This window comes from Bowmanella pacifica (assembly GCF_014645355.1).
In the GTDB taxonomy this organism is placed as follows: Bacteria; Pseudomonadota; Gammaproteobacteria; order Enterobacterales; family Alteromonadaceae; genus Bowmanella; species Bowmanella pacifica.
The window spans coordinates 145544-168801 of record NZ_BMLS01000003.1 but is presented as its reverse complement, the minus strand read 5'-3'; the positions used below and the strand labels follow the sequence as shown (position 1 = coordinate 168801).

Annotated in this window: 18 protein-coding genes; 6 read left to right on the top strand and 12 right to left on the bottom strand. The window is 47.4% G+C overall.

The annotated features are described in order from the left end of the window. Positions 1–29: 29 nt before the first annotated feature. The 12 genes from IEX02_RS10785 to IEX02_RS10730 form a co-directional block, all read right to left on the bottom strand. On the bottom strand, positions 30–1277 hold the full coding sequence (locus IEX02_RS10785; protein WP_188694595.1) for a sensor histidine kinase: 1248 nt from the start codon (positions 1275–1277) through the stop codon (positions 30–32). After that, positions 1264–1947, bottom strand: coding sequence for a response regulator transcription factor (locus IEX02_RS10780; RefSeq protein ID WP_229702189.1), 684 nt, complete (start codon positions 1945–1947; stop codon positions 1264–1266). Before IEX02_RS10780 ends, IEX02_RS10785 begins: the two co-directional genes overlap by 14 nt. Before the next feature lie 10 nt (positions 1948–1957). Beyond that, a complete protein-coding gene (locus tag IEX02_RS10775; protein WP_188694592.1) occupies positions 1958–3094 on the bottom strand; it encodes a type 1 glutamine amidotransferase domain-containing protein in 1137 nt (378 codons plus the stop codon). A 101-nt stretch (positions 3095–3195) separates the two neighbouring features. After that, a complete protein-coding gene (locus IEX02_RS10770; RefSeq protein ID WP_188694588.1) occupies positions 3196–4110 on the bottom strand; it encodes an alpha/beta hydrolase family protein in 915 nt (304 codons plus the stop codon). Positions 4111–4210: 100 nt separating this feature from the next. Next, positions 4211–5293 carry an acyltransferase family protein gene (locus tag IEX02_RS10765; RefSeq protein ID WP_188694585.1) on the bottom strand — a complete coding sequence of 361 codons (1083 nt, stop codon included), beginning with the start codon at positions 5291–5293 and terminating at the stop codon, positions 4211–4213. A 76-nt stretch (positions 5294–5369) separates the two neighbouring features. After that, positions 5370–6662, bottom strand: coding sequence for an N-acetylglucosamine MFS transporter NagP (gene nagP, locus IEX02_RS10760; RefSeq protein ID WP_229702188.1), 1293 nt, complete (start codon positions 6660–6662; stop codon positions 5370–5372). 73 nt (positions 6663–6735) lie between these two features. Beyond that, on the bottom strand, positions 6736–7857 hold the full coding sequence (gene nagA / locus IEX02_RS10755) for an N-acetylglucosamine-6-phosphate deacetylase (protein ID WP_188694579.1): 1122 nt from the start codon (positions 7855–7857) through the stop codon (positions 6736–6738). A gap of 13 nt (positions 7858–7870) precedes the next feature. Further along, positions 7871–8869, bottom strand: coding sequence for a glucosamine-6-phosphate deaminase NagB-II (nagB-II, locus tag IEX02_RS10750; RefSeq protein WP_188694576.1), 999 nt, complete (start codon positions 8867–8869; stop codon positions 7871–7873). Then, the gene (gene nagK, locus IEX02_RS10745; protein ID WP_188694574.1) at positions 8869–9762 is read right to left on the bottom strand and encodes an N-acetylglucosamine kinase; all 894 of its coding nucleotides are present in this window, start codon (positions 9760–9762) and stop codon (positions 8869–8871) included. The genes nagB-II and nagK overlap by 1 nt, the downstream gene beginning before the upstream one ends. Before the next feature lie 133 nt (positions 9763–9895). Further along, entirely contained in the window at positions 9896–12445 is a 2550-nt protein-coding gene (locus IEX02_RS10740; protein ID WP_188694572.1) for a family 20 glycosylhydrolase, read from the bottom strand. Between the two features lie 1135 nt (positions 12446–13580). Beyond that, entirely contained in the window at positions 13581–15065 is a 1485-nt protein-coding gene (locus IEX02_RS10735; RefSeq protein WP_188694570.1) for a tryptophan halogenase family protein, read from the bottom strand. A 74-nt stretch (positions 15066–15139) separates the two neighbouring features. Then, positions 15140–18157 carry a TonB-dependent receptor gene (locus IEX02_RS10730; protein WP_188694562.1) on the bottom strand — a complete coding sequence of 1006 codons (3018 nt, stop codon included), beginning with the start codon at positions 18155–18157 and terminating at the stop codon, positions 15140–15142. 388 nt (positions 18158–18545) lie between these two features. On the opposite strand from IEX02_RS10730, the gene IEX02_RS10725 reads away from it, so the two are divergent. The 6 genes from IEX02_RS10725 to IEX02_RS10700 all read left to right on the top strand — a co-directional run bounded on the left by IEX02_RS10725 (position 18546) and on the right by IEX02_RS10700 (position 23235). Beyond that, positions 18546–19586 carry a LacI family DNA-binding transcriptional regulator gene (locus IEX02_RS10725; protein WP_188694559.1) on the top strand — a complete coding sequence of 347 codons (1041 nt, stop codon included), beginning with the start codon at positions 18546–18548 and terminating at the stop codon, positions 19584–19586. Next, positions 19587–20306, top strand: coding sequence for a Sir2 family NAD+-dependent deacetylase (cobB, locus tag IEX02_RS10720; RefSeq protein ID WP_188694556.1), 720 nt, complete (start codon positions 19587–19589; stop codon positions 20304–20306). Further along, positions 20300–20935, top strand: coding sequence for a LysE family translocator (locus tag IEX02_RS10715; protein ID WP_188694553.1), 636 nt, complete (start codon positions 20300–20302; stop codon positions 20933–20935). Before cobB ends, IEX02_RS10715 begins: the two co-directional genes overlap by 7 nt. A 131-nt stretch (positions 20936–21066) precedes the next feature. After that, on the top strand, positions 21067–21813 hold the full coding sequence (locus IEX02_RS10710) for a hypothetical protein (protein ID WP_188694550.1): 747 nt from the start codon (positions 21067–21069) through the stop codon (positions 21811–21813). Continuing rightward, positions 21806–22585, top strand: a complete 780-nt coding sequence (locus IEX02_RS10705; protein WP_188694548.1) for a glucosaminidase domain-containing protein — start codon at positions 21806–21808, stop codon at positions 22583–22585. Before IEX02_RS10710 ends, IEX02_RS10705 begins: the two co-directional genes overlap by 8 nt. Beyond that, complete coding sequence (locus IEX02_RS10700) at positions 22582–23235, top strand: DUF2987 domain-containing protein (RefSeq protein ID WP_188694544.1); 654 nt, start codon at positions 22582–22584, stop codon at positions 23233–23235. Before IEX02_RS10705 ends, IEX02_RS10700 begins: the two co-directional genes overlap by 4 nt. Positions 23236–23258: the final 23 nt, after the last annotated feature.

Here is a 23258-nt window from a genome sequence, read left to right as displayed (position 1 = left end):
TTAATCAAAAGCCGCCAAAAGGTGAAGCCTCATGCATTTTCAGAATGCGCGAGCAAAGCAGAAAAGTTAAGTTCAAAACAGGTGCCTGTATTGTCTGAGCGACAGGTTATTGCTACCTGATACTGATCGCAAAGTCGCTTAACGATAGACAGACCCATGCCCAATCCCTGGCTTTGCACTCCCTTTATTCCAGCAGCGAATAGATTGGGCTGCAATGCCTTATTGATCTCAGGCCCCTGATTAACAATAGACAAGGTGGCGCGCTGTAGATGAATGTTCAGGCCACCCTGACCATGAGCAATGGCATTGCTTATTAGGTTTGTCAGAATGATGTTTAGTACAGCCGGGGGGATACTGATCTTAAAATTATGCTCAACGTCCAGACTCAGTGAATCCATCGCCAAGGCATCAAGATAGGGAAGTAGGGCCTGCTCCAATGCATTTTGAAGTCGCACATTTTGATGTTGTAGGTTTTCTTCCCTCGCCAGCGCCAGTAACCCGGCAATACATTGCTGCATGCTGCTTTTATTGTCTTCCAGGCGACTAACAAGTTGTAGTTGCCGCGGTTGCAATGGTGTCTCTTTTAATAACGTCAGTGCACCTTCAAAAACCGTCAGGGGGGTGCGCAGTTCATGGCTGACATCGCGGGTAAACTGCTGTTCACGTTGTACAAAGCATTGAATACGTTGCATTTGCTGGTCAAGGACACGGGCTAGCACCCCCACCTCATTGTGCGGGAAGTGCTGGCTAAATCCGCTAACTAGTGGCTTTATCGGCAGATCTTCAACCTGCCTGGTCAGTTGTGATAATGGCCGCAGCAGGCGATTCGCTGTGAACAAAGCCAGCCATAAGGCACCAGCCAACACTATCGCTAGGCATACAAGCAAAAATACCAGCATGCCGCTTTTCATCTGCCTGACCACCAGATAGTCGCTCACCTCAGCCAGCAGTACCCGGCCATCAGACAGTTTTCGAAAATGAAAGTGCCGTCCGTCCGTCAGGCCAACCTCACGGCGTTGTGGTTCATCTGAAAGCACTGACAGAACGGCCCTAGGAAGCGCATTCATGCTTGGATAAACTTGTATAAAAGGAAGATGGGGCGTACTGGTATTATCATGGCTTAATCGCGTTGCTTCATCTTCGAGCAATCGGTTAAAAAATCGATCTTCGATATCGTAAGCAAACAGGAAGCTCACCAGACCAAACAACAAGGCGGTCAAACAAGTGACCAGGCCAATATTAAAAAGTAAGCGGTATTTCAGGCTATGTCTTTGCATGGGAGATTGCCAGGCTGAAACCAATCTGATGTTGAGTTTGTAAGAGCGGCTGGTCGAAAGGTTTATCAAGCCGCTGACGTAATTGGTAGATGTGGGAACGCAGTGCATCCGAGTCCGTGGGAGCGTCCTGCCAGATACGTTCAATAATTTCACTGCGGGTGACGACCCTGGGATGCGCCTGGGCAAGGAGCAGTAATATTTGATAAGGGATAGGGTTCAGGGCTATTAACTGGCCTTGGCGCCAAACTTGGTGCGCGCGCTTATCAATCACCAAAGGGCCCAAGGTGAGTTGATGGGTTTGATTTGCTTCATGGCGTCTGGCCAGAGCTTGGCAGCGCATTTTTAGTTCTTCAAGGGCAAAAGGTTTGGTTAGGTAATCGTCTGCCCCCAACTCAAATCCTTTGACCTTGTCGTTCAGGCTGTCTCTGGCGGTGAGCATCAGGATGGGGATATGCCGGGTGGCCTGACGACGCACTTCGGCACAGAGCTGCCAGCCATCCAATCCGGGGAGCATTAAATCTAAGATGATCAGGTCATAGTAGGCTTGCAGCGCTAGCTGCAAGCCATGCTGACCATGGTAAGCAAAGTCCAGCTGCCAGTCTTCGATAGTCAGGTATTCGGCGATATTGGCAGCAATGTCTTGATTATCTTCCACGATCAGTATTTTCACGCTATGTATCCTAAAGTGAACTTGCTGTTTGCCCTTGCTCGGATGTCAGTTGTTTGAGTAACGCTTGTACCTTAGTCGCCTCGGGATGGCTTTGTAAAAACGTGTTCAAGCTGTCCAGCGCGGCCTGATGTTTACCCAATGCCTGGTATTTTTTGGCAATTTGCATAACGAGCATCGGATGCTGCATGATGGGGCTGACCAGTTCCATAATGCGAATGGCATTGTGCTTGTCATCTTGTTGCTCACCGAACAGGGCAAGATAATAACCATACATACCGACCAGCTCTACTTGCACCTGGGTATTTTGCGATAGCTGCTCTGTACTGTACGGCTTACCTTGTAAAATCTCCCGCACCAGTTTAATACTGTTGTCGTCGGCGTAGTGAGGCACAGTAGTAATGTCCACACCTAACCTGGCAAGAACGGCCAGTGCCGTATCTACGGTGGAAAAGGGATTTTGCCCGGTAATCAAACGATCATCAGTGCTGACATGATTTAGCATTAATGCTGATTGTTCAAATAACGCACCGCGCGCTTTTAACTTGTCTTCCAGTAAAAATGCGAAGTCTTTTTTCCATTTTTTGCCAAATGCCGCCTCTTCCTGATTGGTAAAACCATTGACCTTTTTACCCGCGACAAGATAGCTGCCGTCTGATAGCTTCACATCAACAAAAGCCGCCGGGCCATGGCAAACTCCTGATATCACACCGCGGTTTTCCCATATGTCGCCGATGAGCTGCTGCAAGGTGGCATCCTGCCATAGATCAAACATTGGCCCTTTACCCCCAACGACAAATACCGCCTGAAAATCTCCAGCATCTAAATCAGCCAACTTTAAACTGTTAGTCAACCTGGAATATGCTTTGGGATCAGCTAAAAACAATTGGTTGTAGGGCTTGGTCGGGTCGTAGTTGTCAGCAATCGGATGGCCACCTGCCGGGCTGGCAATATCCACCTCAAGGCCATTGTCGCTAAATACAAGATAGGCTTTGGCCAGCTCGTCAAACTCAAATCCTGGTTGAATAATCTCCTCTGCGGCGTTTTTTTCCCCGTGGCTGCTAATGACCATTAGCACGCGTGGATTAGCATGCAGGTTGTTGCTTAGCAGCAGGCCTAAAATTACCAAGGTATAATGTATAAGTTTCATAAAATGTGTCCTGTTTATTGGCAGGATTAGTCTGCCTGTCAGTATGTGAAACTGCTGTGAAGTGACTTGCTCACAATGTTTTTTTTGCTGTTAGTGCGAGGTTAAAACCAGTGCTGTAATTTTGTAGGGTAATCCTCGGGCAGGATATGACCGGCGTTGAAGCGAATATGCTGCTTAGACTGTGATGGGATAAGATTAAATAATCGTTGATTGTCTTCCTGACTGGCGTGCTCATCGTTATCGGCGCTAAGCAAGGTCACCGAATTATCTTTCAGACCAGCAACCCATTGCAGCACAGAGACTAAGGCTGTCTTATCGTCTACATGGGGTGGCACCACGGCTAATACCTTGCTTATGCGTTTATCCACCGCCGCTAGCAGTAGGCTAACCTGTGCACCCATACTGTAACCAGCAACATGCAGTTGCTGATTATCGAACTGTGGCTGAGTGCTAAGCCAATCAAGCAGTATCCTGTGATCGACAACAGTGTCGTGGATCATGGCCTCATAATGATGTCGCTCTCCCCACAGGTGTAAGCCCCACATGATGCGTTTAAGTGAACGCTCCGGATTTTTGCGTTGGCCATGCTCCCGAGCGTCTATAGCCACTACAGCATAGCCAGCGTCGAGCGCCATGCGGCTAAGTTTATGTACCTGAGTGAGGGTAGGGCTGCCGTTAAAACTGTCTTGCCACCACCGAATCTGACTTCTGCCCATAGCATGGACACCAATTAATACCGGTATTTTGTGGTGAATCTCACTAGGCGGCGCCGGGTAGTGTAACTGCCCGTTTACTGTCGCCCCGTCAAATGACGTATAAGTAAACTGCCAGGCAGTGGTGGACAACGGCTGCATCTTTAACGACAAATCAGCCGCACCAGATACTTCAAAGGCTTGCTGGCGTTGCTGTTCTGTCAAACTATAGGGCGCCAGGCGAAAAAAGTTGTACCAAATGGCGGCAACGCCAACCAAGGCCATAAATAATATGACCAATCTTCGCTGCAAAAATTTAGGCATATCCACTCTCCAAACATAAAGAGGTGTACTGTGCCGCTGCAAAGGTGAAATGAATGTGAAACAAAAAACGCCCTGCGGAGCAGGGCGTTTAACAAGACGACTAAAGCTTGATAAAGATTTTTCGCTTATACAGCCAGGCTGATAGTAAGTAGTGCAAGCCGACAGCGATTAAGGCAAACAGCAGGGAGGCGTTTTTCTGTGACATAAAGTCGCTTAAAAATTCGAACGTCCACTGATAAGCGCTGATGCTCTTACCGTCCACATCAAAGCGAATAACCTGTCCGAGTGTGGCGGCATACAGCCAGGACAAGACATAGATAAACAAGGGATTACTGCCATACACCTGTGCCCAGTGGAAGCCTTTTTGCCATTGCCTGATATCATGACAATAAATGATCAAGGCCAGGGTTAGCCAGGCAAAAGCACTGGTAACCAGCACGTAGGAGCCTGTCCAGAGCGCTTTATTGATAGGTTGCAAGGGGTGCCAGAGCAAACCGGCCAGCAGTGCTATCGCCGCCCAGGTAAGCAGATTTTTAATCTTGGTTTGATGATCTGTGCAACCTGATAACATGCTGGACGTCAGATAGCCGGCAAGCAGCGTAACAGTTGCTGGCAGGCAACTGAGTAAGCCTTCGGGATCAAAAGCCACACCGAAGCCCTGGTACAAGTGGGCAGCACCTAATAGGGTAACATCCACTTGGCGAACCAAGTTGTGTTCTAAGGACCAAGGATCCGCGCTCATTTGCATCAGTAACCAATATCCCACCAGGATCCCTGCGCTAGCCAGCCATACACCGCGGGTATTCAAGCTGAGAATAAGTAAAGCACCAACGAAATAACACAGCGCAATACGTTGCAGTACACCCATGATGCGCCAGTTCTCTGGATCACCAGTAAAGGGGTATATATTTAGCGCAAAACCGATAAGGAACATCAGCAGTGTGCGTTTGATCACTTTTGCCCAGGGAATCTGCCCCTTAGGTATGCGCCCCATGGAGTGAAACATGGCTGCGCCAACAATAAACAGGAAGAAGGGAAAAATAAGATCTGTGGGAGTTAACCCATGCCAACTGGCGTGTAGAAGGGGGGCATAAACATGCGACCAGCTACCCGGCGTATTGACCAAAATCATCGCCGCCAAGGTTAAACCGCGAAAAATATCCAGACTCAATTCACGTTTCATTGAATCACCTCGTCATGTAATTGATACAAAAAAGCGCGCTCTTACATAGCGCGCTTTTTAAGCGTTATTGTGCGGTTTACCAGCTGCGTTTTTTGTGACCGGCGACAGCAAAGTAAAGAATAAACAGGTAGCAGGGCACTAAGACTATGTAGCCAAACTGTTGACCAGCCGCGTCGCCGGCGCCACTGAGCAAACCCCAGAACATTGGGCCGAAGGCGCCACCGGCAATCCCCATTACCAGCAGGCCTGATGCCACGCTAGTTAGTTTGCCCAGACCAGACAGAGCCATGGGCCATACAGCAGGCCACACAATAGCGTTTGCTAAACCCAGAACGGCTATAAGCAGCAGAGAGTTAGGTAACTGGGCGCCACCAAAAGGCACCAACACGGCATCGGCAATGGCAGTAGACTCGGCACTGCCAAAAACAATGGCAAGAGACAGCAGAATACCCAGTACGGCAGAGCAGGTCAGGGCCTTTTGCTGGGAGATAACGCGGGGAATCAGAATGATGCCCAGCACGTAACCAACCACCATACACACCATGGTATAGGAGGTCATGACACTGTAGTTTACAACGCCTAGGGATAACGCATAGGCACCGATAGTGTCGGCAGCAATGACTTCCGCGGCGACATAGAAGAACAAAGACAATACACCCAGTACCAAATGGGGATGACGCAATGCTTCTTTTACCGTGCCTTGGTCGTTGCCGTCTTCATCTTCATCCTGTAATTCAGGAATGGGAGAGAATTTTACCGCCAGCGCAATAACACCAAAAAAGGCGGCCATACCCAGGTAAGGCAGAATCAGGCTGTCAGCCATCATAGTGACTTCTTCGGCGGTCAGCTCTTTACCCACCAAACCGGTAAACTGCGCAGCAATTAAAGCGCTGAATACCAAAGGTGCAACAACACCGGCACTTTTATTCAAAATACCCATGATGCTGACTCGTACTGCCGCAGACTCTTCTGGACCTAAACGCACCACATAAGGGTTAACCGCGGTTTGTAGCAGCGTTTGAGCGATCCCCATAAATAGCTGGGCGACCAGGAATAAACCAAAGGTCTGGGTTTCAGCGGCAGGGATATAAAGCAAAGCTGCCAGTAGCATGCCGCCGATAGCCAGGGCCATACCGTTTTTGTAACCGACTTTGCGAATAACCCAAGCCGAGGGGATCGCAGTAAAGGTCACGGCAATATAAAAGTTACCCAGAATCAAGGCAGCCTGAAAGGGGGTCAGGTCAAAGATTTGCTTTAAGTACGGCATCAGGGAGCCGTTCAGCCAGGTTGCAAAACCCAGTATAAAGAACAGGCCGGCAACAATAGCCATGGGGACGGCATTGCTTTTGGTCAGGTCGCGGCTACTCATTGTGGTATCCATCTTATTCTCACTTTGATTAACGCCAGGCCGAAGCACCGGCACACTTGTTGTTGCCGGCGGCTCAGAGCATTGCCTGACCGCCAATCCAGTTTTGTTTAACCTGCTGATTATCATCCAGCAGTACCATATCAGCTTGATAGCCAGGTAAGAGCTTACCCAGCTTGTTTTCTAAGCCCAGATAGCGGGCGGGCGTCAAAGACGCCATTTGTAAGCTGTCGTTCAATGAGAAACCCAGGTCACGATGACAATTACGCACGGCGCTGGCCATATCCAGTGCCGAACCCGCCAGTGTGCCGCCGGGAATGGTCAGCATGTCGCCATCACGGCGTATGGTGGTGTCAAAGAAGGGTAATTCATTCATATCGGCCCCAACATGGGCCATGGCATCGGTGACCAACATGATACGCTCGATGCCTTTGGCCTTAATGGCTGCCTTGGCACTGACCGCATGGACATGGTAATGGTCCAGAATCAATCCGCAGTAACTGTCGCTGGCGAGCGCTGCACCCACCATACCAGGCTCTCGGCTGGTCATGGCAGACATGGCATTGAACAGATGTGTGAAGCCATCGGCACCGGCTTCAATGGCCGCAAGCGTGGTATCAACATCCGCATTGGAATGACCAAGACAGACTTTCACCCCGCGGCTGACTAATTCGCGGATGATATCGACCGGTACGTTTTCTGGTGCCAGGGTAACCAACACTTTACCCAGATCCGTGCGACAAAACTGTGCAAGTTCGGCGTCCGTGACTGGGCGTATAAACTGCTCCCGGTGAATGCCTTTTTTCGGCATGCTCAGGTGCGGCCCTTCAAAGTGAATACCCCAAATACCTGGTGTATTGGCAGCGATGGCTTCTGCCATGCCATCGGCGGCTTTACGGATAATATCTAATCCGTCAGTTATCAGTGTGGGCAACATGGCGGTTGTACCAAAACGGGCATGGGCCTTGAGTATAGTGGACAGGCCCTGCACGGATTGGTCGGTGTTAAACAATACACCGCCGCCGCCATTGACCTGCACATCCACAAAACCCGGGGCCAACAACCCGTCTACTTCAACCGTTTCAGCGTTGGCTTGGGGTTGAAGTGACACTACTTTGCCATCTTCCACCGTAACACAAGCATCTTGATGAAGTTGTTCACCATCGAAAAACAGTTTGCTTAGGTAACTTACCGCCATGACTACCCCTTAATTACAACGTTTGCGTGACTTTATTCAGGCCAACAGGTGAATCCGGGTCATAACCCAGTTGCTGTGCAACCTGTTCAACGTCTAAATAAAAGCGTTGTAACAGAGTCAAAGGTGCCAAACGCGGGTGAACGTCTTTAGTGGTTTGTGTCATATGACACAGCACAGCTCCGCGGCTGCCAACTTCATCGATTTGCTGACGGTGAGCATCCAAAGACTCATCTTCAATGGTCAGATCTACCACGGCCAGTTTCTTCTGTACCAAAGTGACCGGACCATGCAAAAATTCGGCACTGGAGAAGGCTTCAGCGTGTACGCTGCAGACTTCTTTTAGTTTAAGTGCCAATTCACGGGCGATGGCATAACCAAAACCACGACCCAGCACAACGCAGTGTTTCAGGTCGCGGACAAAATCTGCGGTTAATTGAACCGGTGCTTCAATGGCTTGTTGCAAGGCGTCTGGTAGCTGTTCCAGGGCTGCAATCAGTTCCTTATCTTGTTTCCAGTAGGCCACCATTTGCAGTAATGCACTTAACGTACAGAGGTAGCTCTTGGTTGCCGCTACGGCTTTTTCTGCCCCGGCGTTTAAAGGCAGCACAAAATCTACCATTTCGGCAAGCGGGGAAGTGGTGTCGTTAACCAAGGCTACCACTAAGCCACCGGCATTTTTAGCCGCTTTGGCTTGGGCCAGAATGTCGGGGCTTCGACCCGACTGAGAGATAACGATAACCAAGGCTTGCTTGAGCTTGAGCTCTTTGCCATATACGCTCGCCACGGATGGCGCAGACGCAGTAACCGGCGTACCGGTTTCAATTTCAATCAGGTACTTGGCGAACACACCAGCGTGGTCAGATGAACCTCGTCCCACCATCAACACGAAGGCGGGATCAAACAGCCGGATACGTTGACCCAGCTGATAGCAGGCCTCCTGATTATCTACTAACTGGCTTCTGACTCGATTTGGTGTTTCAGCGGCTTCTTGGGCCATGATACTGGTTGACATTAAGCTTTCTCACTTACTAAGGCTTGTTGTTGAGCAAATAGAATTGCCCCGTTTTCCGGTGGCTGTATGGCAGGTTCGACCCGTTCGCGAACATCTTCATCCAGCCAAGGTTGGATACGTGGTGCCAGACCGCCAATCATCGACAGTCTGGGCGGGTTGTAGGTTAACAGTTTTCGCGCTAGGCGGCTGATGTAATCCGCCCCGTTTAATACGATGTCCAGCGCCAGGGTATCTTTTAATGCGGCTTGTTCGACGACCAGGGGCGCCAACTTGGCATAGGCCGATGGCTTAAGGTTAGCCATTTGTTGTGCTAACTCCTGGGCATTGCGGCACTGGGTAAAGTCCAGTACACGCTGTGTCAGATCGCTGTTAGGCAGCAAACCATCCAGCGCCTGCAAAGCTTGCTTGATAGCAGTGATTCCCATCCAGGCACCGCTACCTTGATCCCCGACGCTAAAGCCATAGCCACCCAGCTCATGGGTCTGCCCATTGACATGGGCCATGCCTATTGAGCCGGTGCCAGCAATAATCACAGCACCTTCCATACCGTTATGGGCGCCCATACAGGCGATTTGCAGGTCGGTGGTAATGTGGAACTGAGTAAAAGGGTGATCCCACTGTTCCAACATAAGGCGATACTTAGGCAAATTCACACCGGCAAGGCCGGCGCCAACGATAAGCTGATCAACCATGCTGGAAGCGAAGCCGGCGGCATGTAGCGCTTGCTCTGTGGCATCCATGATGGAGTTAATGGCCAAGTCTAATCCCTGATTAGGATTGGCTGGACCAGAGATACCTGTACCGAGTGCCTGTCCGTGTTCATCAGCCAGCAAGACTTTGCATTTGCTGCCACCACCATCAATACCGAGGTAGAGTTTTTCCGGCCTCTTCATTTACACATTACCTTCTAACAAATCGGAACAGGTCATGCCTTTTACAGGTTGACCAGCGAAACCGTAGCCTATCAAAGAAATGACAACGTTGTCATTTTGTTTTGTAATCATTTGGTAAAGTTTTTTCATACTTTTAGTTCACCGGAATAATACGGCTACTACGCTGCATGCCGGAAAAACGGGTTCTTAACTCAACCTCTCCGGTTACCTGTACCGGCTGGCGATATTCTGTCCATTTACCACCGGTTTGCCGATACTCTATGGTCAGACCGGGCCACAGGCTATTGGCATGTAACTTACCATCAATCAACTTGGCTCCGGGCGGCGGCAGACGAAACATCACGTTATCGGCCATCTGAGGCAGTACCTGGTTTACCAGGGCCTGGCTGAATGCTGCCCAGTCTTTGCGAAGTTTATCTTGTTGGCTTTGGTCAAAATAAGAGGTGGCAGGGCCATACTCACGACCTGCTACATAGTCCAGTTCCCAATCCGCTTTGTGCCACGCGCGCTCAGCCATGACTTGCAACCTGGGATAGATCATAAACTCTGTACGCTGATCGTCTCTGACGGTTTCACTCCATAACTGACCTTGCATACCGATAAAGCTGGCACCGGGCTTAAGCGGCGAGTCATCTTTGGCGGTAAAAGGGCTTCCCATTCTGTCAGGCCAGAATTCGGCGTGAGCCGGCAGGTTATCTGGCATAAAACGGAAAATCTTAAAGCTGTCGGTATTACGTGACGCCCAGTAGTAGCCAGGCTCTAGTGGGTCAACAGCATAAGGGAAATCAAAATACAGCACATCGGGAATCGACAGCACCACATCCCAGCCCCGGTTGGCAAAGTCTTGTGCTCTATTGTGTCCCTGCCAGAACAAGGCATCCCAGATGTTGGCCTGGATACGGGGAGCGAGCTTTTCCTGCTCCACATGGCTAAGACCATCACTCCAGGCGCCTGCCGTTATCCCCATGGCATTGACGATTTTGGTGACTTTCTCGACGAAGTAAGCCGTGAGTTGCTCCGGGTCGTCAATTCCTTGTTCGGCAATAATAGTGGCGCAAGCAGGGGATTCCTTCCACGCCCCAGCTGTTTCGTCTGCGCCTACATGATAGCGACTCAGAGGCATTTCTGCTTCCTCGTGCATCTTATTGATTTCATTCAGCACTTTACTGACAAATCGGTAAGAAGAGGGCAGGCAGGGGTTAATGGTATTGTCATTATAAAACTGCACAGACGAATACACTGTGGTGTCCTGTAAGTCTGTGAGCAAATATTCATTCGCCAGCTCGGGTTTTTCCTGCTGCATGTATTTATTGTATCTGGCCATCATGGAACGGGTGGCGGCGCGTGAGTGGCCGGGCATATCCATGGAGGGAATAACGTCGATATGACGTGCCTTAGCGTAGGCCAGTATCTCTTTATAGTCAGCGACGCTGTAATAGCCGTTTACCGGCGCATCACGGTGCGGGCCACTGCCTAACTGGGGTAACAAACACTGGCTTTCTGAAGGATCATGGCAACGGTATGCGCCAATCTCGGTAAGCTCAGGCAAACCAGGGATTTCCAGACGCCAGCCTTCATCATCGGCCAGATGGAAGTGCAGTTTATTCAGTTTAACCGCGGCCATCTGATCAAGCAGACGTAACACCATATCTTTGCTGTGGAAATTGCGCGATACATCAAGGTGCATACCACGGAACGGGTATCTTGGACTGTCTTGGTAGACCCCGGTGGGAACTTGCCCTTCCTTCGCCAGCGCAGACAAGCTGGTCAACGCATAGTAGCGGCCGCTGCCGCTGCCCGAGCGGATGGTGATGGCATCTTTTTCCACCGTTAACACATAGGCATCAACGGCCAGGTTCAGATCATCCTCAAAAGATACCTTGATGCCTGTGGGATTGCTGTTAATCCCCTTAGCAGCAAGGCGGGACAGGGCGTGGTCGATGACGTCAGTGGAGGTAATGGCCAATCCTTTGCGCAAGTCCAGCTTATCCCCAGAAAGTGTGGTGCTGCTAATGGCAGGAATAATACGCGCGGGAGAATCACCCTGTGCGGCGTTGGCCTGCTGATAGTGGTCAAACAACCAGGCTGCATCTGCTAATTGCAGTTTATCCTGCTCACTGCGACGATACTGCTCCGGCGAAGATAAAGGAGCCACATGTTGGTTATAAGTTAATTGACTGTCCTGATCGCGAATTTCCCGCGTACTGTCAATAATCACCGGCCGCAGTCCATCGGCAAACAAGTAATAATTGGGCATCTGATCAGACGCCGCCGCCAGCCAGAATGTGCCTTTAAGTGGAATATCCAAGGTTTGACCGGCCTTGAAGCCGGTAAATTCTGGGGTTGGCTTAATGGTGTGCAAGTCACCATTAATATGCTCAATATCAAATAAATCGCTGCTATCACGCTGGATAGGGGTGGTATGACTGAAATAGATCTTCCAGCCAGACGCCTTTGCATCATTGGGAAGTGTTAATGAAATTTTGGCATCAAAGCATTTACCGCCACCCAAGGTCTCACTGCATCCAGTCGCGTCAGTATTGCTGATGACATGGTAAGTCACCGCCAGGTTTTCACCCAGTGCGTCTAACTCAGTTTGATTTAAAGACGACGCTTGAGCAGTAGCCATACTGCTAAGCACGGAAAGACCAACGGCTATTCGCGAAAGTTTGAATCCTGACAAGGTCGGTATCCTTATTGTTGCTAATCACCCTGCTGCGGGTTGTATATTTTTTGATAAATGACAGCGCTGTCATTTATGTTAACAAAGATGTATTCTGTTGCAAATGTTTTGTTCTGCAGGGATGTGGTAGGTGACATTGCTTTAAACCTTATCGCAGTCGATGTAGAGGGTGGTTAACAACGTGGCGGAGCCCTTTTGTCTGTATCAGCAACGGCAATTACTTGTGAAGAAGATTGCAAACGCTATGCAAGGCAACAGCAAGCTTGGTTTGATAGAATCGGTGGAGGTTCTGCTTGCGCGACAAGTGAGCTGCTATTTAATCAATTCTATCAGGAGTGCCTAGCTAATTTCTGTTCGGCTCCTTAATACGTAAAGGCGCTTTTATGCCTCCTCTTTTTTTAGGTAAAAGCTTAATTTAGTTTTTATTCTAACCCTATCTGTCCAGGAAGGCTTAAGTGGCACTCTCAAACAGATGAAATCCCAACGTTATAATATTTTCTTCCGTTGTAGTCATATTATTTAAGATATTACCCTTCGAATGCTAAATCATTCTCCTGATAAAACTATAAAAATGTCCATGTTAAGAATGGGTGAATCTAAAAAAACCTTAATATTTGACAATAATGACAATGCCAAGTAGTTTTATTATGTTGGTTTTTAATAGGCAGCCGCCTTAATAATCCAGCATCTTAGTGGAATAGAGATATTAGTATGCAAACACTCTGATTGTATGCATTATGAAGAAGGAAACTTTATGAAGAATTTTAAAAAAATGTTGTAAATGCAGCTTTTTTTGCATTGGCATCAATTTCATCTTTTACTGTGACTGCAACTGATAGCACTGTAAAAGCCGCATCTCCACCTAGTGGGGAAGATTGTACTTGGGAATTTGTTCAGAACTATTATCGATGGGGCAGTATAGTGATGACACAATATCGCTCTGTGGGTGCCTGTGTGCACAGCTACAAAGATGTAGTGCATATCACAAATAGTGTACATTACTACTAACTTATAAATAGGGCAGGAAACTGCCCTAAATACATGGTTAAGTAGCTTGCTTTTTTAATCTACTTACTTTTGACTGCGAATTTTTAAATTAATACTTATAGAAAGGCATTATTAACTAGAAAGAGATTTAGTATGGAATATTAAGTTTTACCCGATGATCCTGATAGTTAAGCGAACAACTTTGATAAAACTTGTTGATATTTGAAATGGCAGTTGATGCAGTAGGAATATCTTCGCTGTTATATTGGCCCATCCCAGATAATAAACAATACCAAGAAAATGCAGGATAAATATTTTCTATTTTCTGTTTCATTAATTCGTCCTGAATAGAAGAGCCACTTTTCCAGCACTCTAATATTGAGCCAAGTGAATCAGATACGTTACTGATGTTGCAGTTGTTATCCAGCCAGTAGCTACTGTCCTTCCTAGTATTAGTAACGTAGTGAGCGACAATATAGTCTTTAATGCCGTCAATTAGTTGATTAATCTTGAGGTTGTACTCATCTTTATAGGCAGATGTGAAACGTCCCCGTTCAAAGAGTTGACAAAAAATTGCAGCCGATTGCTGCACAACTAACAAAGCCGTTGCCTCCAATGGCTCAACAAAGCCTTGTGATAGCCCTATAGCAAGACAGTTTTTCTCCCACATTTTTTCCAGTCTGCCCACTCTCATTTTAAGATGTCTCGCTTCTTGATCCTTACCTATTTGTAAGTGTTCTCTCAATTCTTGTTCAGCCGCCTTAGCATCAGAATGTGCGGAACTATAAACATAACCATTCCCAAATCTATTTGTAAGAGGGATTTTCCAAGCCCAGCCACAACTCAATGCTGAAGAATAAGTTTGCGAAGGTATTCTATTATTCATACTGGTCGCAAATGTTACCGCAGAGTCATTTAGAAGCAGTTTAGAGTATGAGATATGCTTAACTCCCAAGGATTTTTCCATCAGCACAGATGCAAATCCCGAACAGTCTATAAAAAAGTCGGCAGAGAAAGATTCTCCATCCTTAGTCACCAGTGTCTCTATATAACCATCTGTATTCTTTTCAACATGCTCAATGGTTGCTGTAATACATGTAACACCAAGTTTTTGGGCCTTTTTTTTGAGAAATCTCCCAAGTAAGCCCGCATCAAAGTGATACCCATAAGTTGATAAAAATGGAAAGTTTTCATTCGCTAAAGGTGCTAGATCATTAGCTGCCAAATAACTTGCTAGAAAAAACTGGTTGGGGTGAGGGCCTACAGTCTTATCTTTTATGCTTTTATGACACATATTAAAAAAATATGGTGTATAACGGCTGTCCAGTTCCGATGGAAATGGGTGGAAATAGTTCTCAAACCCTGGTTTTCTGGACCAATTGTTAAAAGTAATCCCACATTTATATGTTGCGTTGCATTCAGGCATCCATTCTGATTCTGGGACATTGATGTGCTCAAAAAATCTTCTTAATGCTGGTGTTGACCCTTCTCCCACTCCAATTGTACTGATTTTGTCAGATTCAATCAGCGTAATATCGACAGCATACTTCTTCCAGCTTGTCGCTAAAATCAGAGCTGTCATCCAACCGGCTGTTCCACCACCAAGTACAATAATTTTGTTCTTTTTTTTCATGTTGACATTCTATAATCAAAAAAATGAAAAAGCCCCGCAAAGCGGGGCCGACATTTAAATGTTAGACAGTAAATTTACAGCCTGCCACGAATACCTAGGGTCAATCGACGCTCATAGATATTCTGTGATAACGTAAAGTCAGACCACTGAAGGTAGTTGCTCTCATATTCTTCTGTAATGTTACTTACACCACCGTAAACGGAAAAGTTTTCATTGATGTCATAACTTGCAGAAAAGTCGAGATAGGTAGTCGCTTCTGTCCACAGTGGTAGGTCGTTACCTGGTGTACCAACGTTACCACCAGTAGCATTCATTGCTGCAAGTCGCTCACTACGATAGTTACCAGCTAAACGAAGTTGGAGCCCATTGTGTTCATACCACAATACCAAGTTGGCAGAGCGTTCTGAGTTGTCAACCATTGGGAGTGGCGCACCATAAAAGTCTACGTTTCCACTATCACTCGGGGCATAAGTGTAGTTTGCCGATACCCCCAAACCTTGCCATAAGTCAGGAAGGAAATCGAAAGCCTGATGATAGGAGAACTCCAGACCGTCAATTGAACCACCTTGACCATTCTGCTCACCTGTTACGGAGACTTGGCGACGAATGACGCCATCTTCGTCAGGTAGCCCCATCATTGAGTTACCGGAAACTATGAACGAATCAATCTTCATATTGAATGCATTTACACTCAATAAAGCTGACTCAGTAAAGTACCACTCTAACCCTAAGTCAAAGTTCGTTGAACTCCAAGGTTTCAGGTTTGGATTTCCATTAAGAGAACCCTGGATAGCAACTTGCAGATCCGGTGACACACCTAGATCGTCTGCACGGTCACCAGCACGAGAGCGACCAACGGACAATCCTCGTCCTAGTCTCCCCAAGTCTAGACGTGAAACATTTTCACCATATGCACCCCTTAGAATCAAATCATCAGAAAGGTCTACTGCGAAGTTAACCGAGGGTAGAATATAGTCGTAAGATTTTTCAGTAATAATATCGCCCGCGTCAGCTGATCCTCCGGCACACAATATACAAATAGCATCGCCAAGCTCATTCTGACGTACGGTCAAATCCATCTTCAAATATTTCAAACCTACATTAGCGCGGTAATTGTCTCCACTGAAATCAGCGCGGACGTATGCCGAAATATTGTCTTCCTCAACTTTATAAGAATCATTGGGGTTAGTTGCTTTGATGTTTCCTGGATAGAATGCGTTCTGGAACGCAATGTTATCTTCCATCATCTCGGGGTTTACGAAATAGAAACTACCAGAGTTTACCGGCCCGAAGTCACTGGACTGAATAATCCAAGATGGATCAAAATTTACCAATCTATTTGGTTGACCTAAGCTGATATCACCGCCTGTCGTACTGCGCTGGCCATCACCGTTAGTATCAATAGCGGCTTCACCAATATCCTTCCACATAACGTACTGGGTTTCTTCCAGCCCAGTTGCACCGTTGATACCGGAAAAAGGCGCAAGCAGTATATAGGTATCCCTTTCTACTTCCCTTTTAGAGCCACGAACACCAAATTTAACAGTGGTAAGGTCACCATAGTCAAAATCGTATTTGCCATCAAAACGCAGTACATTTAGATCACCTTTCTCAGTAAAGTTATTTTCTGAGTAGGTTGAGACCATGTTGTAGCGTTCCAGGTTGGAACCAAATGCCTCACCGTCAATAGTCGGGAAGCTGAGAGTAGGGTGATCACCAGAAACGTCATAACCCAGAGGAATACGGCCTGAATACCCGTTCACGTTAACAGGTTCAAATACATCTTCAGTTCTGCGATTTAAATTATGCGCACTGCCATCAGTAAGATAAGATTGAGCCACGTTTTCAGTGTGGCTGCGCTCAGCATCTCCCCTTAGATACCTAAAAGAACCTGAAAGCTTATCTGTTATTTCGAAGTCAAGCTCAAGGTTGATGTTCAGGGACTCTCGGTCATTAGTCTGCGCTTCCGTGTATGCGTTAACCCGGGGAGCATTCAATGTCATTTGAGTTGCGACATAAGCGTCTAAACCTGTACTTGCCCCAGTGCCCCGAAGTTCTGCATTTAGGGGCTCCATCCAAAGGTAATCAGACCAAGCATTATCTGCAATTAAACCATATTGGTGATCGACATCGTCAAGCTTAGTATAAAATACATCAGCGGTTAACCGCATGGTATCAGTAAGCTGTGCCTGAATTGTGGTGCTCAGACCTGTTCTTTCACGCAAGCTACGACGACTTACGTTACCAAAGTCTACGCCGTGCAAGTACATGTCGTTGTAGTCACCGTCACCGTTGACATCGACTTTTGTGTCTTCGCTCTTACAACCCCAGCGACATCCAACACCTTCATCAACAGCCGGGCCTTCTGCACCGAAAAATGCCCACCCCTCATGCATCAGACCGTAGCGATAGTTAGCCAGCGTGCTCTCATCATAAGAAGCCGACACGACAACGCCAAACTTATCTGTGTTGTAGCCTGCAAACGCAGTGAAGCGGCCATCGTTTTCTTCTGTGTATGAACCTCTGTTGAATTCAGCGGAACTCGCAAATGTTAGCCCCTCTTCCAAATCGAACGGTCGTCTGGTTTTAAGGTCAATTGAGCCTGAAATACCGTTTGATAAAACATCTGCTTCTGCTGATTTACGAACATCCATACCACCTACAAGTGCCGATGGAATGTCAGTGAAATCTGGTTGAGATGTTGTTATAGCTCCAGCGCTTAAAAATTCTTCCCCATTTAACATGGTGCCAACTTGGGCCATACCGCGAATATTTACAGTAGCCCCTTCACCAGATGAACGTCTTATTTGAACGCCAGGAATTCGTTGCAAGGAGTCAGCTATAGTAACGTCTGGCAACTTACCTATGTCATCAGCGGTGATTGAGTCTACAACACCATCGGCAAACCTCTTATTCGAGAGGTTTGCTACTTGAGAAGCCCGTAAGCCCCTAACTTGGATAGTTTCAACATCTTCGGATGCAGTAGCTCCTGCATTTTCTTGTGCAATCAGTTGTTGAGAACTGAAGGTTGCGCCCACGACCAGAGCCAGCTTAAGCCCCTGCGTGATCTTATTGAGTTTGGTTGAAGTCATGATGCCCTCTCATGAAGCTGAATTGTTTAAATGACAACGTTGTCATTTGTTTTTATTTAAAATGACAATCGCTGTAACAACCAGATGACAGCGTTGTCATTAAATAAAGCTACATGAGAATTTTGTGCATAGCAACCAGTTTTTTACAATGTGGTTACAAGTGGGGCTTCTTAATGTAAATACAAAGTGACAGGACTCCTGCTCAGGTAACAAGCCAGTAATGCTGTCAAATAGATTAGAAAAAAAGGTAATAAGGTAGTTATCTTAAGTTAACTCTTTAGTGATCATTGAAGATGACAGCAAAGATCCTTCTACGAAGCGCGCAAAGCACTGGAATTTATGCCACACATCATGTTTACTAACCGCCAATTGAGCTGAGAGAAACCAAATGAAATCAACAATTAAAGATGTTGCCCAACTGGCGGGCGTATCAATAAAAACGGTTTCCAGAGTCATTAATAAAGAAGCATCTGTCCGCGCGGACACGGTGGAGAAGGTCTCGGCTGCCATTCGTGAACTCAAATATGAACCTAATCTGGCGGCCAGGAACCTGGCAGGGACGCGTTCTTACACTATGGGATATGTGTATGACAACCCCAACGCCTATTACGTTATTGATATGCAAAACGGTATTTTGGCCGAGTGTAGAGATAAAGGTTACGAACTTATTATTCACCCTTGTAATGCCAGCTCCCCAACAATATGTGAAGAGCTGAAAAACATGGTGACCAAATCTCAGTTAGCCGGGTTGGTGATATCACCGCCGTTGTCGGAAATGCCCGATGTGATGAATTCGTTGGCTGAATTGGACATCCAATTTGTGCGCATTATTTCAGGGTCGGGACATAAACCCGAAGCTACGCCTTGTATTTTTGTTCACGATCATGAGGCGGCTTATCAAATTACCCGGCATTTACTTGATCTTGGCCATCGCGATATTGCTTTTATCAGCGGGGACAAGGGACACCGTTCTACCGATGAGCGTTTGAACGGGTATAAGGCGGCATTGGAAGATGCCAATATCGATATTGTGCCTGATTATGTCTACGACGGTCAGTACTCATTTGAGTCCGGGGTAAAGGGCGCCAAGCATTTATTGGCTTTGGATAAACCGCCGAGCGCTATTTTTGCCTGTAACGATGAAATTGCCGCTGGTGCCTTGTTTGCTGCGCGGCTGTCAAATGTGTCGGTTCCTGAGCAATTGTCTATTGCGGGATTTGAGGATAGCCCGTTCTCCCGTCAAACCTGGCCAAAGCTCACCACAGCGGCACAGCCTACTAACCTGATAGCTAAAAAAGCGGCCAGCTTGCTTATATCGCAAATCATGCTGCAACGTGCAGGTAAGGGCAAAGTGGAAACGGTGCATCAGCACTTTGAACCCGAATTGGTGGTCAGAGAATCAACACAACGCCAACTCAACGCACACTAAATGAAATATAAAAATATTGTTGTACTGACCGGGGCGGGAATCTCCGCTGAATCCGGCTTAAAAACCTTTCGTGATAATGATGGATTGTGGGAAAACCACCGAGTAGAAGATGTGGCTACCCCGCAAGCCTTCGCGGCTAATCCTGAATTAGTCTATGCATTTTATAATGCCAGACGTCAGCAATTGTTAAATGGCAATGTATCGCCTAATGCCGCTCACCATGCTCTGGTAGCCTTGGAGAAGGCCTGTGAAGGACAATTTTTGCTGGTCACTCAAAATGTAGACAATCTCCATCAGCAAGCCGGTAGCCAGAACATGGTCGCCATGCATGGCGAATTGTTGAAGGCCAGATGCACCCATAGTCAACAAATTATGGATATGCATAGCACCTTCGATGGCCAAGATCGGTGCCACTGTTGTCAGCCCGCCAAACCTTTGCGTCCCCATATTGTCTGGTTTGGTGAAATGCCACTGTTTATGGAACAAATTGTGGATGCCATATGGCATGCCGATTTGTTTATCTCTATCGGTACCTCGGGGAACGTATATCCAGCGGCTGGCTTTGTTAATGAAGCTATTCAGGCCGGCGCGCACACGGTGGAGCTGAATCTAGAGTCCAGTCCTAGTCAGTTTGCAGAAAAACATCAGGGCAGGGCGACAGTATTGGTGCCTGACTATGTATCGGCAATCTTGGCAGGTAAGAGTCAGAATCAATGTTAGCGCAGTTACAACCTTATTGGCTGGAGTTTATAACTATTGCCACCGTTCACTTATTGGCGGTGGCCAGCCCTGGCCCCGATTTTGCGATAGTACTGAAACACAGTGTCAGCTATGGAAGGCGGGCAGCGATATATACCAGTGTTGGTATTGGCCTTGCCATTTTGTTGCACGTTGCCTATTCATTGCTCGGCATCGGTTTGCTTATTCAAACCACCCCTTGGTTGTTTACCGTCTTAACTTACGCCGCCGCGGCGTATCTTGCTTATATTGGTGTTAAAGCCCTGGGAAGTCATGGCGGAGCGAACGCACAAGGAAGTCACAAGTCAGGGCAGTTATCAGATAAGAAAGCCTTTGTTATTGGTTTTATCACCAATGGATTAAATCCTAAGGCGACGCTATTTTTCTTGTCATTGTTTGCCGTGGTCATCTCAGTCAACACGCCGATGCAGATTAAACTGGTTTATGGCGTCTATCTGGCGCTGGCAACCGGGCTTTGGTTTGTCGCCTTATCATTTCTGTTAGGCTCCGGCGCGGTGCGGTCGTTTTTGCAAAGTAAAGGCTATTGGTTTGACCGCATAATGGGGGGCTTGCTCATCGCACTGGCTGTTCGGTTGGTGCTGGCTGGCTGAGCATTAGGCTCTGCTACTAAAAGCTTAGGCGGTTATTTGTACAAACAAGCTTTTTTAAGCCCAAGGTCTTCGCCCGACGGGACGAACAACTGGTATCATAAGCAGGTTTAATTCGCGTAAGGTTACAAGGTTTGGAAGAGAACAAGACACTGATACTGGGGGGCAGCCTGGAAAAGGCCCTGTCCGGCGACTACAGCCTGGACCTTAAAGCTTTGGTCAATGAAGCATGGGATCTCACTCAGAAAACTAAATGGGTGATGGTGCAGGCCATGTTGCTGGTATTTTCCCTGGCCTTACTGGCGGTGCTGATACTTGCCAACCTTGCGCAGTTTAAGGGCCTGGACTTAATGGCCCCCAATGTTCAATTGATGACAGAGATCCTGTTAACCTTGCTGACAGCCCCTTTAATTACCGGGCTGATGATGATGGGCGTGAATCATGCGGTTGGTGGGCAATCTCGTCCTACACACCTTTTTCACTTTTTACCCAAAGCCCTGATTTTATCGCTCAGCGCATTGCTGGTGAGCCTGCTAGTAGAGCTAGGTCTGCTGTTGTTCATTGTCCCCGGTCTGTTTTTAATGATTGCCTGTAGTTTCACGCTACCTTTGGTGGTTGAAAAGGGCATGACCCCACTCAGGGCCATATTCGTATCAATTCGCGTGGTGTGCTTTAAATGGCAGCAGTTTGTTTTACTGTATCTGCTCTTTGCCTTGCTGTTTGTGTTGGTGATCGCCACCTTTGGCATCGCGTTTATTTGGGTTGGGCCTTTTTACTACAACATGAAAGGCGTGCTATACAGAGATATATTCGGTGTTGCTGTCCGTTTGACAGGCCAAAATGGAGTATCTCAAGGTGGCGAATCGATTTTTCATGCCTAAATTAAATCAGTGGGCAAAGGGATTATTCTTTGCCGTGGTAGGCTTTGCACTGCTTTATCCTTTCTTATCCCAGGAGCCCGAGCTGTCGCTTCCGGCCCCAGAGCAGTTGCACCAGCCTGTGCCTGATTTTGCCCGTTACGAGAATGTGGACGAGAAAAAACAGGCCTTCTTTGATTATCTGCGCCCGGCGGTTGAATATCACAATCAAATCATTCTCAATGATCGCAATTTGTTGCAAGCCATACGCCAGAAAATGATCGATGGACTACCACTTAGTCGCTATCAGAAAACTAAGCTGGCCAAACTCAGTCAAGCCTACAAACTAGATTCAGTACCAAGCGACGTTGACGGCATTAACCGTTTACTGCGCCGGGTCGATATTGTTCCGGTGGAATTAGTCCTGGTGCAGGCGGCTAATGAATCCGCTTGGGGAACGTCGCGTTTTGCCAGACAGGGGTTTAATTTTTTCGGCATGTGGTGTTTTCGCAAGGGCTGTGGCTTTGTGCCGAAACAACGTGATGATGATGCTGGTCACGAGGTGGCTAAGTTTAAGGACCTGTCTCACGCCGTGAAAGCTTATCTGACTAATATCAACAGCCATTACGCATACAGTGAGTTGCGTGGTATTCGGGCCGGATTACGTCGCAACCAGCAGACGGTTACCGCTGAATACCTGGTAGAAGGCTTGATGAGCTATTCGGAACGTGGACAGGATTATATCGACGAATTACTGCATATGATCCGTACAAACAGGAAATATTTAACTTCATGAGAGCAATGATTGTCGGCCTGCTGGCCATTACATCGGCATTACCTGCGATTGCAGAGCCTTTGGAACTAGAGTACTCAACCCTTTACAGCCATACAAAGAAGCTGGATAAGGACGAGTTATCTGCATTGCAGTTTGCTTTTGGTTTTATGCACCATCAGAGCAAAAAAATGTGCCATATAGAATCGGCCTACCTGCATACCCAGAAAATGGATATCCCCATTGAGGTGACGCAAGAACAGCGTTTTACCGTGCCGTCTGAAAAAGCCCTGAGACTAGCGAAAGCGGTGGCGCGTTTTGAACTAACCGAACCGGTCAATCTCTGTGATATGTCGGTACAGCTGGAAACGAAGCCTGAATATTTGAAGAGTAGTTACGATCTGGCGGAGCTCAAGATGCTCCATGAACAGTACGCAGAGTTTTTTGACAGCATGGGCAGTTTTCTGTCCTTTATGATGCCGTCTGTCCAGGGGCTGGTATTGCATTTTCCTGAGCAAACACAGAGCACGGTGCGGGTTGATGACAGATTGGAGCCGACTTTACGTATTGAGAATGGCGAGCTGCGACTTGATAAGGAGTGGTTGGATAGCGCTTCAGCTCAGCGTTTAGCCTTTGGCGCTAAACCTTATCGTATTACCGCTATCACCAAATAAGTAGAATGGGGAGGATACACCTC

What these genes read in the sequence shown, in the direction of transcription:
- nagK (WP_188694574.1), bottom strand. Translation starts at nt 9,762, where the DNA reads ATGAAGAGGCCGGAAAAACTCTACCTCGGTATTGATGGTGGTGGCAGC.
- IEX02_RS10730 (WP_188694562.1), bottom strand. Translation starts at nt 18,157, where the DNA reads ATGACTTCAACCAAACTCAATAAGATCACGCAGGGGCTTAAGCTGGCT.
- IEX02_RS10725 (WP_188694559.1), top strand. Translation starts at nt 18,546, where the DNA reads ATGAAATCAACAATTAAAGATGTTGCCCAACTGGCGGGCGTATCAATA.
- IEX02_RS10775 (WP_188694592.1), bottom strand. Translation starts at nt 3,094, where the DNA reads ATGAAACTTATACATTATACCTTGGTAATTTTAGGCCTGCTGCTAAGC.
- IEX02_RS10715 (WP_188694553.1), top strand. Translation starts at nt 20,300, where the DNA reads ATGTTAGCGCAGTTACAACCTTATTGGCTGGAGTTTATAACTATTGCC.
- IEX02_RS10700 (WP_188694544.1), top strand. Translation starts at nt 22,582, where the DNA reads ATGAGAGCAATGATTGTCGGCCTGCTGGCCATTACATCGGCATTACCT.
- nagB-II (WP_188694576.1), bottom strand. Translation starts at nt 8,869, where the DNA reads ATGTCAACCAGTATCATGGCCCAAGAAGCCGCTGAAACACCAAATCGA.
- nagP (WP_229702188.1), bottom strand. Translation starts at nt 6,662, where the DNA reads ATGAGTAGCCGCGACCTGACCAAAAGCAATGCCGTCCCCATGGCTATT.
- nagA (WP_188694579.1), bottom strand. Translation starts at nt 7,857, where the DNA reads ATGGCGGTAAGTTACCTAAGCAAACTGTTTTTCGATGGTGAACAACTT.
- IEX02_RS10705 (WP_188694548.1), top strand. Translation starts at nt 21,806, where the DNA reads ATGCCTAAATTAAATCAGTGGGCAAAGGGATTATTCTTTGCCGTGGTA.
- cobB (WP_188694556.1), top strand. Translation starts at nt 19,587, where the DNA reads ATGAAATATAAAAATATTGTTGTACTGACCGGGGCGGGAATCTCCGCT.
- IEX02_RS10765 (WP_188694585.1), bottom strand. Translation starts at nt 5,293, where the DNA reads ATGAAACGTGAATTGAGTCTGGATATTTTTCGCGGTTTAACCTTGGCG.
- IEX02_RS10770 (WP_188694588.1), bottom strand. Translation starts at nt 4,110, where the DNA reads ATGCCTAAATTTTTGCAGCGAAGATTGGTCATATTATTTATGGCCTTG.
- IEX02_RS10735 (WP_188694570.1), bottom strand. Translation starts at nt 15,065, where the DNA reads ATGAAAAAAAAGAACAAAATTATTGTACTTGGTGGTGGAACAGCCGGT.
- IEX02_RS10785 (WP_188694595.1), bottom strand. Translation starts at nt 1,277, where the DNA reads ATGCAAAGACATAGCCTGAAATACCGCTTACTTTTTAATATTGGCCTG.